Genomic DNA, 14252 nt, shown 5'->3' on the forward strand with positions numbered 1-14252 from the left:
TTTGTCATATATCATCAGTGATGATAGCAGGACAACGACACTACACCCACTATTACGTCGTGTCAATATTGAAATATATCATCATTATAAGATACAATGAGTATTATGACGTTTGGTGTAGCCAAATGAGGAAAGCATGTTTACTGGAATTATTCAAGCTGCCGTGCCTATTATCGCGATTAAAGAAAAAGAGCATTTTCGCACTCATTATATTCGCCTGCCGGTAGCGCTGTTGCCGGATTTAGTCGTTGGTGCTTCAGTAGCTCATAACGGTTGTTGTCTGACGGTAACCAGCATCACAGATGACGTAGTCAGTTTCGATTTAATGGAAGAAACTCTTAAGCTGACCAATTTGGGGGTGCACACGGTTGGAGATGAAGTCAATGTAGAGCGGGCGGCAAGCTCGCAGGCGGAAATAGGTGGTCACCTAATGTCCGGACATATTATGTGTACCGCTGAACTGAGCAAAATTGTCGCATCAGAAAATAGCCGTCAGATTTGGTTCACCATAGAAGAACATACGATGATGAAATATATTTTGCATAAAGGTTATATTGGCGTCGACGGTGTCAGTCTGACGATTGGAAAAGTATTGGGAAACCGTTTTTGCGTACATTTAATCCCTGAAACGTTAACGCGCACTACCCTCGGTAAAAAACGGCTAAGCGATATCGTTAATATCGAAATCAACCCACAGACGCAGGCTATTATCGACACCGTGGAACGGGTATTGGCGTCGCGTCAAGCGCTTTATCAAAATTGAATATTATGGCATGATTTTTGAATCCAACAAGTCCTTATATTGTATCGATCATCAACCATGCACAGGTAAGCTTTTAAAAATTGAGACTCCTTTTATAAACCGCTTAAGATCCGAACAGGATGAATATTGTTTGCACGCTGCGCTGGATACAAGCTCGCCAGCAAACTCAGTAAGAGTGCTGTTGTCAGCACGCCGATTACGTCCATCCAGTGCAACTCGGTAGGTAGAAAATCGATAAAATAAATATCGCCGGACAATAACCGCTGTCCCAGCACTTTCTCCATTCTCTTCACAAGCGAAGTTAGATTGAACGATATCAGTATACCGATCGTCGAACCGAAAATTGTACCGGTCAAGCCAGACAGAAGGCCGTACCAAATAAAAATAGCACGGATCAGCCCATCTCTAGCTCCTAGAGTACGTAAAATCGCGATATCGACGCTTTTGTTTTTTACCGCTATCATTAACGTAGAAACGATATTGAAACAGGCGACACTTATTACTAATATAACCGCTAGATACATAATGATGCGAATCATTTGAATGTCGCGATACATATAACCGTAAGTGTTAATCCAGCTGCGAATTTTAACGTAGACGTTGGTAACTTCACCTGCATCTCGCACTAGCTTATTAGCGATAAAAATATCGCTGACCTTAATAGCGATACCGCCCACATTCTCACCGAGCTGCAAATAGCACTGAGCGTCCGCTAAAGGCACCATTGCAAAACTGCGATCTAGATGACCATTTAAGACCAAAATTCCGCCGACTTGCAAGCGGATACGTTTTGGCTGCAGCAATTTCATTTGAGCATTACTGTTGTGGATCATTAGCGTCAGCCAATCGCCGGGCTTGACTCTTAATCTATCAGCAACTCCTTTCCCCACTATTATTTTCTGTTGACCAGCCTGAAAATGCACCCAAGCATTATCTTGAACGTAGCGCGGTAGTGCACTTAGCCGCATTTCCAGCGCCGGGTCGACACCTTTGACCTGTATTGCCTGCAATTTATCGTCACGTTCGACCAGGGCGGTGAAATTTAAATAAGGCGCGGCAGCGAGGATACCCGGCACCTGTTCAATGTGTTTTAACATGCTCTGCCAATTAGTCAACGGTGGATCTACAGGCTCGATTTCACCGTGCGGCACTACCGCCAATATACGGTTATTAAGTTCGCGCTCAAAGCCGTTCATGGCGCTAAGATCGATAATTAAGACTGCCACGCCGATGGCGATTCCAATGATGGAGATCACTGAAATTAACGATACCATACCTCCTCGCTGTCGCCGGCGGCTGAAGCAAAGCGCGATCTGTAAAGATAACGGCATTTTTATTGTCATTGAATGGATTCCAGTAATACGCCGTCGCGCATTTCCAACTGCCGATGCAGCCGCTGCGCCAGTTGACGATCGTGGGTCACGATCAGAAAAGCAGTACCCTGACGCAAATTTAGTTCGTTTAGAAGTTCAAAAATACTGTTGGCAGTGTGTTGGTCCAGATTGCCAGTCGGTTCGTCGGCCAACACAAGCGTTGGATGATTCACCAGCGCGCGGGCAATCGCTACCCTCTGCCGCTCGCCGCCAGATAGTTCCGCCGATCGATGATGGCCGCGTTTCTGAAGGCCTACCGCTGCTAGCATTTCCCACGCCGTTTCTTTTGCCTGTGCTGAACGAGCGCCACCGATCAGCAGCGGCATCGCCACATTTTCCAGCGCGCTAAAGTCCGGTAATAAATGATGAAATTGATAAATAAATCCTAGCTTTCGATTACGCATCATAGCGCGCGCCGCCGATGAGAGCTTATTTATCGACTGTCCTTCAAATATCACCTCGCCACCGGTCGGTACATCTAGACCACCAAGAAGGTGCAACAAGGTGCTTTTACCAGAACCGGAACTACCGACAATCGCTGTCATCGAACCACGCTTTATCATGAAACTGACATTACGTAATACTTCAGTGTACAACTTACCTTCCTGATAATGTTTGCTGAGTTTAGAACTGTGTAACAAAGGAGCTTCATTCATAGCGTAAAGCCTTAGCAGGATAAACAGCGGCAGCACGCCAGGAAGGATATATCGTTGAAAGCAGCGCCACCAGCATAGCAGATAGTGTAATGATTGTCACCTGAAGAGGTTCAATAGCGACCGGTATCCCGGTACCGTGAAGCAACACTCCTAGTGCCGGCATTAGCCAGTTTAGCTGGCTAGCCAATAGCACCCCAAGCCCTGTTCCCAATAGCGCACCAACAATACCAGCGCTAGCGCCTTGTACGATAAATATCAGCATTACATGCCGACGGGTTAGTCCTTGGGTTTGCAAAATTGCTACCTCGACCTGTTTTTCCATCACTCGCAGTCCAAGTGAGGTGATAATGTTAAACGCCGAAACGGCAACGATAAGGCTTAACAGCAGGCCCATCATGTTTTTTTCCATCCGCACGGCCTGGAACAATTCACCTTTACGTTCACGCCAGTCATGCCACATCAGCCCGCATGGCAAAGACTGGACGCTTAATTTATCTATTGCGAGCGGATGCTGTAGCCACAAACGCCATCCGGTGATATGATCGGCAGGATAACGCATCAAGCGCGATGCATCCTGCTGATTGACTAGCAGTTGATAACTATCCACTTCACTATTGGCGGCGAAGGTGCCGGCTACAGTAAAGAGCCGATAGTTTGGAATCCTGCCCATCGGGGTGAATTGACTAGCGCAGGGTACCATCAGTCGTACTGTATCTCCGCGTTTTACACCGAGCGCTGCAGCCAGCGCATCGCCAAGAATCACTCGATATTTGCCGGTCAAAAGGTCATCCCGACGCGCATCTACCAGATAATGGAACAAGGGTTCTGGATCGGTCTGGTTTACGCCTAGCATGACGCCAACCGCCACGCTACGCGCGCTTTGTAGCATCACATCACTGGTAATCAGCGGCGCTACATGCATCACGCCTGTAAACATGCTTGTCACTGAAGCTGGAATACGTTTAGGGTCTAGGCGCCCATCGGTGCTGCTCAATAGCACCTGAGGCATCAACCTGAGAATGTTGTTTTCTAATTTATGCTCGAAACCGTTCATCACCGATAATACAGTCACCAATGCCATAACACCAAGCGTGATGCCAATGGTGGAAAACCAGGAGATAAAACAGTTGAAGCGGTCCCCTACATGACCGCGCATATAGCGCAGGCCAATACATAATATAATAGGTTGATACATTAATTTCTTGTCTGGACGCAGTTGCGAAAGCAAAATTATCAGGGATAATAAAGAATTGTATAGCATTATAGAACCATTAAGTTCCGCTATGTCTGCTTTTATTCTTGAAAGCGCGTATTTTTTGGCCATCGTCCGCCCCTGCTTCTGCAGAGCTCAACAGCAGGCTGTGCTGCGATGGGCCCCGTGATGTGAGAAAAGAGATTTATCAGTGGCTATGTCAGAGCGCAATCTTTATACTTTACCTACCAAAGCCGGCCAGAATCTTTTTCTGGGTTGCCTGACCGGCGCTGCCGTATCCGTCGAATGTGCTTCCATCGTTGACCGTTATGCTGGACCGGTGCTGCTTATTACAACTGATAAGAAAAGCACGCTGCGATTACACGATGAGATTCTGCAATTTACCCGTCTTCCAGTATTAACAATGCCGGGCTGGGAAACCTTGCCTTACGACAACTTTTCTCCTCATCAAAAAATTATTTCTGATAGAATTGCCACTCTATACCGGCTACCTTTGCTTACACGCGGCATCATTATTTTGTCAGTGAACACTTTGATGCAGCGGGTTTGCCCGCGCAGTTTTTTTCATCACCACACGCTGTTGATAACCAAAGGCCAGCATCTATCCCTGGAAACATTACGTGCGAAGTTAGAGCAAGCTGGCTATCGCAGTGCCGATCAGATACTGAGGTATGGTAACTTCGTTACACACGAAGCTCTACTGGATTTGTATCCTATAGGCGCCGAAGAGCCTTACCGCATCAAATTTTTAAATGATAAAATTGAAAGCTTGTGCATTTTTGATGTCGAGACACAGCGTACATTACAGGAAGTACGCTCCATCAATTTACTTCCGGTGAACGAATTTCCTATCGATAAAGCTGCTATAGAACTGTTTCGCAGCCAATGGCGCGAGAAGTTCGAGGAGTGCCGAGATATTGAGCACATTTACCAGCAAGTGAGTAAATGGACGCTGCCGGCCGGCATCGAATATTGGCAGCCGTTATTTTTCAGCGAACCGCTGGTGCCGCTGTTTGATTATCTGCCGGCAAATACGCTGGTAGTCAGCATTGGTAATCTTGAGGATATTGCTGGTTATTTTTGGAAAGACGTCTGCGCGCGGTTCGATAAGCACAACGTGAATCCTATGCGCCCGCTGCTGGTACCTACAGCACTCTGGCTGCAAGTGGATAATTTGTTTGCCGAACTTCAATGCTGGCCGCGCGTGCATCTTAGTGCGCAAACGCTATCGGAAAAAGTTGGCCACTATAATATGGATTACCAGCCTCTACCGGATTTAGCGATAGAGACGCAGAGCAAAGCGTCCATAGATAAGCTTCGCCGGTTTTGCGAGCAATTTAACGGTCTAGTGATTTTCTCGATGGAGAATGAAGGGCGGCGAGAAATTTTGAAAGAGCTGCTGGCGCGAGTGAAAATGCTGCCGACACTGATAAATCGCCTAGAAGACGCCGTTGAACCTGGCGTTTATCTCGCCATCGGTGCCAGCAAATGCGGTTTTATCAATGTTTCTGGCGCACTAGCGCTGATTTGCGAAAGTGATCTATTCGGTAAACGAGTCAATCGACATCGAAAAGAAAATCGCCACACTATTTACACTGACACCTTACTTCATAATCTAACTGAACTGCATGAAGGTCATCCAATAGTCCATCTGGAACACGGTGTTGGCCGCTACGCTGGTATGACTACGCTGGAAACATGCGGAATTAAAGCCGAGTATTTGATCCTCATCTATGAGGGTAATGACAAGTTGTATGTCCCAGTTTCCTCCCTACATCTTATTAGCCGATACGCTGGTGGTGCTGATGAAAAGGCACCACTGCACAGGCTCGGCGGCACCGCTTGGACGCGGTCGCGGAAAAAAGCGGCCAAACAGGTACGGGACGTAGCGGCGGAGCTTTTAGATATTTCTGCCAAGCGTGCGGCGAAAAGCGGCTTTGCTTTTCGCCGCAACTGGGAAAATTATCAGTTATTTTGTAGAGGATTTCCGTTTGAGCTCACCGTAGATCAAAGTCAGGCAATTAACGCGGTTCTGAGCGACATGTGCCAACCGCTGGTCATGGATCGTCTAGTTTGTGGAGATGTAGGTTTCGGCAAAACGGAAGTGGCAATGCGCGCCGCTTTTCTAGCCATCGAAAATCATAAGCAGGTGGCCATTCTAGTGCCGACTACCTTACTTGCACAGCAACATTTCGACACTTTCCGCGACAGGTTTGCTAATTGGCCGATACGTATTGAAATGGTTTCTCGTTTCCGCAGCGACAAAGATCAGGTGCAAGTGCTGGAGCAGACCGCCAAGGGGAAGGTGGATATTTTAATCGGTACTCATAAACTCCTGCAAAGCGAAGTCCAATGGCACGATTTGGGTTTGCTTATCGTCGATGAGGAGCACCGTTTCGGTGTGCGACAAAAAGAGCGCATTAAAGCGATGCATGCCGATATTGACAGCTTAACTTTGACTGCTACGCCTATCCCGCGCACGTTAAATATGGCAATGAACGGCATGCGCGATCTGTCGATTATTGTCACCCCGCCCGCACGGCGGCTTGCGCCGAAAACTTTTGTGCGTGAATACGACGCGTTGATAGTACGTGAAGCCATCCTGCGCGAGGTGCTCCGCGGCGGTCAGGTGTATTATCTTTATCATGATGTGGAAAATATTGAGAAAGCCGCCTGTCGTTTGAAAACACTGGTGCCAGAAGCACACATCGCTATCGGTCACGGTCAACTGCACGAACATGAATTAGAACGAGTGATGAGTGATTTTTATTATCAACGGTTTAATGTGCTGGTGTGCACTACTATCATCGAAACAGGCATCGACATCAGCAATGCTAATACTATTATCATTGAGCGGGCGGATCATTTCGGTTTAGCGCAGTTACATCAATTGCGTGGTCGGGTCGGTCGCTCACACCATCAAGCTTACGCCTACTTGTTGACTCCGCCGCCGAAAGAACTAAGTCTAGATGCCCTTAAAAAGCTGGAGGCGATCACATCATTAGCGGATCTTGGTGTAGGCTTCGCGTTGGCGACGTATGATCTAGAAATTCGCGGAGCTGGCGAGTTGCTTGGAAAAAATCAAAGTGGCCAAATAGAAACGATTGGCTTTTCTTTATATATGGAGCTTTTGGAAAGTGCAATATACGCCCTTAAAAGCGGACGCGAACCTTCGCTAAACGATCTTACCCGTCAGTTGAGTGAAGTGGAAATGCGGATGCCAGCGCTACTTCCGGAAGAGTATATCCCAGATGTTAATACACGCTTGTTGCTGTATAAACGTATTGCCAGTGCTGTCGACGATCGCGAAATCGAAAAGCAAAAAATTGAGTTGATTGATCGCTTCGGTTTACTGCCCGATCCGGCGCGCTATTTGTTGGAAATAGCTGGCCTGCGACAGCAGGCGAAAAATCTAGGAATCAGGCGTATCGAGAGCAACGATAAAGGGGGGTTTATCGAATTCAGCGATACGAATCGCATAGACCTTTCCTATCTTACAGGTCTGCTTATGCATGAATCGGGAACTTATCGATTAGACGGACCAACCCGTTTGAAGTTTATTGGCGACCTGTCGGACTACAAGACGCGGCTCCAATATGTTGATGGGCTGTTGCGGAAATTACAGAAGCATACGCTAAGCGCTCAATATGAATAAATGTCATGCTAAGGTAGCAGATCTAGCGCGGCATTACAGAGTTTTAAAATTGCAATTAATTACAACTGGTTATCGCTTAATTAGGTAATTTGCCGATCTGTTTCAACAGAATTTCGATGTGCTCAAAATCTGATTGTATAGCGCCTGTTGCTCCTTATTCGCAGGGTATACTGTACTAGCGCTGCTGTAAAAGGTGCTGATGATTGGTTTTGTAGTCGGACAACTCTTGCCTTTTAGGCTCTGTATTGCCTATCAACATACAAAGCTATTCTATCAGATAAGCTGCACAATTCCTTGCTACGAGAAAATTATGCCAGTGAATGATAACAATCTGATTTGGATCGATTTAGAAATGACCGGGCTTAATCCCGAATACGATCGCATTATCGAGATAGCAACGCTAGTCACCGACGCTAATCTGGTTATTTTGGCAGAAGGTCCGATATTAACTATACACCAAAGCGACGCGCAGCTAGCGTTGATGGACAACTGGAATATTCGGACCCATACCGCCAGCGGGCTTGTTGGTCGAGTACAGAAAAGCACGCTTAACGAAAAGGAAGCGACAGAGCAAACCCTAGCCTTTCTCGTTGATTGGGTTCCCGCCGGGAAGTCGCCGATTTGTGGCAACAGTATCGGTCAGGATCGACGTTTCTTATCACGTTATATGCCAGAGCTTGAGTCGTATTTTCACTACCGTTACCTAGATGTCAGTACGCTGAAAGAATTGGCGCGCCGTTGGAAGCCAGAAATTTTGTCCGAGCTGAAGAAAAACAACACCCATCAGGCGATGGACGATATCCGCGAATCGGTAGCGGAGTTAGCTTATTATCGCGATCATTTTATCCGCCTTTAGAGGCTGTCGTTGCAAGTTACGTTGCTGATATTGAGATACAGCACAAGTATTGAGAGTTAGGTTTAAGACTGTTTTAATATATTTTTAAAATTAAACTAAAGCAGGTTTCCAGCAGGATAGGAATTAACGCGGTAGTCCTTATCTATTTATTCAGCAGACGAAGAAACAGGCTAGTCAAAAAACAATCCTCATTGGCTATTTTATAATTTATAATTATAAAAAGTGAGAGGAATGCATAAATGTTGCAGCAATTATGAGTACTTTGTACATGACTGATATAGGGCTCGTTTATGTAGTAAGTAAAATATACTCAGCGAATGAAGAGGTATCACTTTAAGTTAAAGACAACAAATGGGCGCTGTTAGTGTTAGCTGCCAGTAAAAGTCATATTAATAGAAAGTGAACATATTCAGTTGCCTGTAACAAACAGGACGGGCACTGATGATCCAGACGACTATACTGTCTACCGCCGCTATTTTGATAGCGGTAATCTCGCTAATAACTGGCAATGTGGTACTAATGGAACAAGTGCCGGATAAAGCTTTCGCCAATCGCGCTGTTGAAGGTATAACAATATACCCTATCGACACAGTGATGTTGTGGCCGGCGAACAGTGCACTAATTAAAGTCTTTAATGCTCATCATGTTTTATGCTTGGAAAGCAACGAAGGCGATGAAGTTGCACTATGTGTTGGTATTGATACCGTAGCGCTTAATAAGCAAGGTTTGACCTTCCTGGTAACAAAAGGGACTAAAGTGACATAGGGGCAGCCCATTCTAGGGCTGCATTTAACTACCTGAATGTCAATAAGTATTTAATGCTTAATAAGGTGTCGCGAGTAATATGAAAGAGTTTGTCGCAACTTCTATCGCCGCCCTGAACCTGGTAGCAGGGAAAAGCTGATTTTAAAGATTATCGTCAAACAAATCACGTCTTTTATGCGATTGACAACGAAGCCCACAGACGTAATATCTGCCATGACGCAAGAGGTTTTCAATGCAATGTATGTCTTGATAGCTCTAGATTCGCTGGAAAGAGAAACCTAAAGTGGTTTTTGAAAGACTTAAAGATGTAGTCACAAGTGCAATACAGGCGTCTTTGTTAGGTAAAAGAAAATGGACAAAGTAGATGTACATCTTAGATTTAATTAAATCATTCATCATGATGGTATGTTTAGGTGCATTTTGCTTTCTTGTAAGGAACAGGATTTCTTTAATCAGTTGTGTTCAGGAAGTGCTGATTACGTTGATTTGATATTATTGTAATAATATGGATGATGGGATAAATACTTTCACATCAAGAAGAAAACAAAAGTAACTCTTGTTAAGTTAGTTCTTCCAGACTACACTCTGGTGTATTCGAGCTAGCAAAACTAAATCATTCTCTATGGAATTTCTCTTGCGGCTGCTATATCAAAACATAAAATATACTTGTTATTGCAAACTGAGATAGTACGGATAGTGTATAGCAGCTTAAAAATGATTTAATATTTTCAACGAATTTCTCGCCGAGAATCTTACATACTTGAAAGTAGCTTTTCACTGTATCACCAAAATCATTTGTAAGCCAAACAACAATCAATCTGGCAGAGATGGTGCTGCTAAGCCTATTAGCTTACGCTACAACACCTCCAGTACCTATGTCTGATAAAAGCAACCTGGATCCTGCTTGAGATGCACTAATGTAGACCGCTTTGCCTTAAAGCAAGACTACTGTAAGTAAGTGAAAGCAGTGGTGACGTGCTTCACGCCGTTTACTTTGCTAGCCACTTCGGTTGCAGCTTTTCCTTCAGCGTTAGTTACAAGCCCTAAAAGGAAAACTTCGCCGTTCTCGGTGGTCAGTTTTATGTTGAACGATTTGACTACATCTCTAGCCAGCAGCTGCGAACGAATCTTTATAGTGATCCAGGTATCTATAGAAGTGCGTCTAAGCGATATCGGCTGCCCCTGACGAATTTCGTTATATACCTCGGTTACGCTGTCGACGTTCATCGAAATCTGTTTAGCGTGTTCAGCAAGCTCTGGAGTTAGAGCTTGACCTGTCAGAAGTACTTTGCCTTGATAAACAGTATTAACGATACGTGTATCTTTCTTTAATTGCTGATCTTTAGTCAGCGCATTGGCGACACGTACTTTAATAATGCCGTCATCGACTTGTGTACCAATGGTACGTGGATCGGTAGCAATTTTAGTGGCGATTGCAGCAGTGCCGATCACCATTGCACCAACGCATCCTTGCAGGATTAAGGTGGTACACAGCAGGAAAACAAGTGGATGTATCTTCATCTGGATTCCTTGATTGGAAAACAGCTTATTATTAAATCCGTCACGCTACTTGGAAGGTGGAATTCAGTGTTGTCGGAAAATAGAAAAACAATCCTCCTTGCAAGGATGAGGAATAGTTTTACACATGATTAAACGGTGTAGGTAATATTTCTTCTCCGAATTTTGCAGATAGCAGACCTGCTAGCTTTTAATGGCTATCTGAGCAATAACATGAAATCCTACCGATTATCCTAGTATATGCACAGCATATCTAGCCAGTCCTGCAATATGTTGTCATTAGATTTATTGAAACAGGAGTGGCACTAACGTTTGCCAAATTTTTTTATTTTTCTGGCATGCTGTCGAATCAGTTAGGCGCTTGGCAACGTAAGTACAAACCAACTTTGGCAGGTATCATATATCGCCTAAATGCAACGTTGAAGTTGCGAAGCAACAGCGCTCTGCAGGCACACGTGTGCTCTTTTTTGATCAGTGCGCAATAATTAGAAGGTATCATTGCTACTTTCCTGCATCTTCTGTGGATAACAGTAAGCATTGGTGTTTACTAAAATAACCGAACGGTTGGTTAGGTTTTCGGACCATTAGCGTGATGCTTAGAATCGATAAGCCCAGCACGATAGGAAACAGTGTCATAATTTAAAATTCAATACACCAGAAGACATCATACTGTATTCAGTTACATTTTTCTAATATAGTCAATATTAAATCAGCAATTTGGACAAAAGAATGAATCAATACCAACAAACGGATATTTCCGCATCAACACTGTATGTGGTACCAACTCCCATCGGTAATCTGGAGGACATCACCCATCGGGCACTGTTTATCTTGCAGGGTGTTGATCTTATTGCCGCTGAGGATACTCGTCATACTGGTTTATTTTTGCAACATTTTTCTATAAATACGAGGCTATTCACGTTGCATAACTATAATGAACAGCAAAAAACAAACATTCTACTAGCGAAGCTACAGGACGGACAGAGTATAGCTTTGGTGAGTGACGCAGGAACGCCGCTTATTAATGACCCTGGCTATCATTTAGTACGCCGCTGCCGAGAAGTCGGTATTCGTGTAGTGCCGTTACCGGGTGCCTGCGCGGCTATCACTGCACTATCGGCTTCCGGACTACCATCTGATCGTTTTTGCTATGAAGGTTTTTTGCCGGCGAAACGCAAAGCACGTCTCGATTCTCTCCAAGCATTGAAAAAGGAACCACGTACGTTGATTTTTTATGAGTCAACTCACCGACTATTGAAGAGCCTGGAAGATATGATGAATGCCTTTGGCCCTCTTCGCTATGTAGTGCTGGCGCGGGAGCTAACTAAAACATGGGAAACGCTTTATGGCACGACGCTTGCTAAGCTTCTGGCTTGGGTGCAGGAGGATGAGAAGCGTCGTCGTGGAGAGATGGTACTTATTGTCGAGGGCTATCACGTACCGGAGGAACGCCTGCTGCCCGAAGCTTTGCATACTTTAGCGTTTTTGCAAGCTGAGTTGCCGCTGAAAAAAGCAGCGGAGCTGACGGCGAAGTTCCACGGTGTCAAAAAGAATACGCTGTATCGTTACGGCCTCAATCAGCAACACAAAGCATAATGTGGCGCACTAAACCATTATTATTTATAGCACAGATCGTAGCTGACAAGCGCTGGAAAAGTCTTTATACTCCGTTTTGGAGTTGACAAGATAGTCGCCGCTTCATCGTCGTCCATGCAAAGGGAAACAGGTGGGGGGGAGGAAAGTCCGGGCTCCATAGGGCATGGGTGCCAGGTAACGCCTGGGGGGTGCAAATCCACGACAAGTGCAATAGAAAGCAAACCGCCGATGGCCCGTGTACACAGGATCAGGTAAGGGTGAAAAGGTGTGGTAAGAGCGCACCGCGCGACTGGTAACAGCTTGCGGCACTGTAAACTCCACCCGGAGCAAGGCCAAAGAGGGGTTCATTGGTACGGCCCGTACTGAACCCGGGTAGGCTGCTTGAGCTAGCGCGTGAGTGCTAGCCTAGATGAATGACTGTCCACGACAGAACCCGGCTTAACAGTCAGCTCCATTTTTACGTTGATCAACATCTATCTTAGGCGTTTTACCTTTTGTGTACGCTGATTAATACAGCGGTTCATCATAAGCAAATCGCGATAAATTAAATACGAATCCTTGCTAGAAAATAAGGACACTCTTTTGCATATGGCACATTGAGTCGCCATTCCTTGCTGCAGCTTAATTCTTTTGTAAAGACAACAAGAAGACAGCATATGGAACACAACCATACACCACATGTCAATAAATCTGAATTTGACTTTTTTAAAACAACCAATGTTTTAGCTTGTAATGACAATGCTTCAGTCGTGAGTGTGATGCATTTAAAATGCACTGTGATGTATATATTTACAGAAGATACTTGGTGAAGTATTGAAAATTTTACTAATAAATTGAATTTGCAGTACTGATACGTATAATTTGCACGTTTTGCACAGCTTGACTAATTTTGACAAAGACAATTTATACTTACGACTCGTTATGCGCTATCGGAAACTTGAAAATAATGATAACGACTGTCTGTATTTCTTCGTCGCGCTTGGCATGTTTAAAGCTACGTTTGTCCCATTTAGCCTAGCTATTTATCGGTACGGATTATGCAAACATTGACAACGGCCATAATTCTGCCTGCACCAGGAAAAATTTCTACTGCACAAGAATATATTGGCCACCACCTAAAGTCCCTTCAGCTAGACCTGCGTACTTTGAATTAATTAATCCTCATACTGCGTCATCTTTCTGGATTCTAAACATTGATTCCATGTTGTTCTCGCTACTGCTTGACGCAGCTTTCTTGCTGATATTTCGCCACATCGCCAAAGGCGCAACTAGTGGCATACCCGGCAAGATGCAAACCTTCGTTGAGCTGATCGTTGGCTTTGTCAACAACAGCATAAATGACGTGTTTCACAGGACAAGCAAGCTCATTGCGCCTCTGGCGCTGACTATCTTCGTCTGGATATTCCTGATTAATCTGATGGATTTGCTGCCTATCGATTTTCTACCTCACCTTGGCAAACACATTGCTAAGCCTACCAGCGCTACGCGGGGTTCCCTCGGCTGACATCAATATCACGCTATCGATGTCACTAGGTATATTTATACTAATATTATATTACAGCGTGATGATGAAGGGAGTTAGTGGCTTTATTATAGTCTAAACCAGTCTCGTTACGTCTTCGGTTGTTTGGCAACATGTATGCAAATGAGTTGATTTTCATTCTAATTTCTGGTTTGTTACCGTGGTGGTCGCAAGGATGCTGCATGTACCTTTGGCTATTTCCCATATCCTGATTATTACGCTGTAAGTTTTATCTTCATGATCCTGACGATTATTTATCTCGCGATGGCATCTGAAAAACATTGATTGTTATTCACTTTAATACTGCGTTTGACTGAAAGAAACTGGAGATTGTT

The 14252-nt window shown here is 44.8% G+C and carries 9 protein-coding genes, 1 other RNA gene and 1 pseudogene; 7 read left to right on the forward strand and 4 right to left on the reverse strand.

Annotation, left to right across the window (positions count from 1 at the left end; translation table 11 throughout):
• The first annotated feature begins 136 nt into the window (after positions 1 to 136).
• Positions 137 to 763 carry a riboflavin synthase gene (locus A4A68_RS02240; protein WP_067566099.1) on the forward strand — a complete coding sequence of 209 codons (627 nt, stop codon included), beginning with the start codon at positions 137 to 139 and terminating at the stop codon, positions 761 to 763.
• Between the two features lie 92 nt (positions 764 to 855).
• Here the strand turns inward: A4A68_RS02240 and lolE are convergent, their stop codons facing one another.
• Genes lolE through lolC form a run of 3 tightly spaced genes read right to left on the reverse strand, consistent with a single transcriptional unit; the run spans position 856 to position 3987 of the window.
• Positions 856 to 2100, reverse strand: a complete 1245-nt coding sequence (lolE, locus tag A4A68_RS02245) for a lipoprotein-releasing ABC transporter permease subunit LolE (protein WP_102135084.1) — start codon at positions 2098 to 2100, stop codon at positions 856 to 858.
• 2 nt (positions 2101 to 2102) lie between these two features.
• Positions 2103 to 2792: a lipoprotein-releasing ABC transporter ATP-binding protein LolD gene (lolD, locus tag A4A68_RS02250; protein WP_067566102.1), complete on the reverse strand. Its 690-nt coding sequence runs from the start codon at positions 2790 to 2792 to the stop codon at positions 2103 to 2105.
• Complete coding sequence (lolC, locus tag A4A68_RS02255) at positions 2785 to 3987, reverse strand: lipoprotein-releasing ABC transporter permease subunit LolC (RefSeq protein WP_067566567.1); 1203 nt, start codon at positions 3985 to 3987, stop codon at positions 2785 to 2787. Before lolC ends, lolD begins: the two co-directional genes overlap by 8 nt.
• A 214-nt stretch (positions 3988 to 4201) precedes the next feature.
• Between lolC and mfd the strand changes: the two genes are divergently transcribed.
• The 3 genes from mfd (at position 4202) to A4A68_RS02270 (ending at position 9281) form a co-directional block, all read left to right on the forward strand.
• Entirely contained in the window at positions 4202 to 7660 is a 3459-nt protein-coding gene (gene mfd, locus A4A68_RS02260; RefSeq protein WP_067566105.1) for a transcription-repair coupling factor, read from the forward strand.
• Positions 7661 to 7970: 310 nt separating this feature from the next.
• Positions 7971 to 8516 (forward strand): oligoribonuclease, encoded by a 546-nt coding sequence (orn, locus tag A4A68_RS02265; RefSeq protein WP_067566107.1) that lies wholly within the window; start codon positions 7971 to 7973, stop codon positions 8514 to 8516.
• Between the two features lie 441 nt (positions 8517 to 8957).
• Complete coding sequence (locus A4A68_RS02270; protein WP_067566110.1) at positions 8958 to 9281, forward strand: PTS glucose transporter subunit IIA; 324 nt, start codon at positions 8958 to 8960, stop codon at positions 9279 to 9281.
• Between the two features lie 945 nt (positions 9282 to 10226).
• Here the strand turns inward: A4A68_RS02270 and dolP are convergent.
• Entirely contained in the window at positions 10227 to 10802 is a 576-nt protein-coding gene (gene dolP, locus A4A68_RS02275; protein ID WP_067566114.1) for a division/outer membrane stress-associated lipid-binding lipoprotein, read from the reverse strand.
• Positions 10803 to 11528: 726 nt separating this feature from the next.
• Here dolP and rsmI point away from each other — a divergent pair.
• The 3 genes and pseudogenes from rsmI to A4A68_RS02295 all read left to right on the forward strand — a co-directional run bounded on the left by rsmI (position 11529) and on the right by A4A68_RS02295 (position 14202).
• On the forward strand, positions 11529 to 12395 hold the full coding sequence (gene rsmI, locus A4A68_RS02285; protein ID WP_067566120.1) for a 16S rRNA (cytidine(1402)-2'-O)-methyltransferase: 867 nt from the start codon (positions 11529 to 11531) through the stop codon (positions 12393 to 12395).
• 78 nt (positions 12396 to 12473) lie between these two features.
• Positions 12474 to 12852, forward strand: an RNA gene (rnpB, locus tag A4A68_RS02290) — RNase P RNA component class A.
• 580 nt (positions 12853 to 13432) lie between these two features.
• Positions 13433 to 14202 (forward strand): annotated as a pseudogene (locus A4A68_RS02295) (FoF1 ATP synthase subunit A).
• Positions 14203 to 14252: the final 50 nt, after the last annotated feature.

The organism is Candidatus Doolittlea endobia, from assembly GCF_900039485.1.
In the GTDB taxonomy this organism is placed as follows: domain Bacteria; phylum Pseudomonadota; class Gammaproteobacteria; order Enterobacterales; family Enterobacteriaceae; genus Doolittlea; species Doolittlea endobia.

Bases quoted from the DNA above. Each gene is read 5' to 3' on its own strand.
- A4A68_RS02240 (WP_067566099.1), top strand. From the start codon at position 137: ATGTTTACTGGAATTATTCAAGCTGCCGTGCCTATTATCGCGATTAAA.
- lolD (WP_067566102.1), bottom strand. From the start codon at position 2,792: ATGAATGAAGCTCCTTTGTTACACAGTTCTAAACTCAGCAAACATTAT.
- lolC (WP_067566567.1), bottom strand. From the start codon at position 3,987: ATGTATCAACCTATTATATTATGTATTGGCCTGCGCTATATGCGCGGT.
- mfd (WP_067566105.1), top strand. From the start codon at position 4,202: ATGTCAGAGCGCAATCTTTATACTTTACCTACCAAAGCCGGCCAGAAT.
- orn (WP_067566107.1), top strand. From the start codon at position 7,971: ATGCCAGTGAATGATAACAATCTGATTTGGATCGATTTAGAAATGACC.
- A4A68_RS02270 (WP_067566110.1), top strand. From the start codon at position 8,958: ATGATCCAGACGACTATACTGTCTACCGCCGCTATTTTGATAGCGGTA.
- dolP (WP_067566114.1), bottom strand. From the start codon at position 10,802: ATGAAGATACATCCACTTGTTTTCCTGCTGTGTACCACCTTAATCCTG.
- rsmI (WP_067566120.1), top strand. From the start codon at position 11,529: ATGAATCAATACCAACAAACGGATATTTCCGCATCAACACTGTATGTG.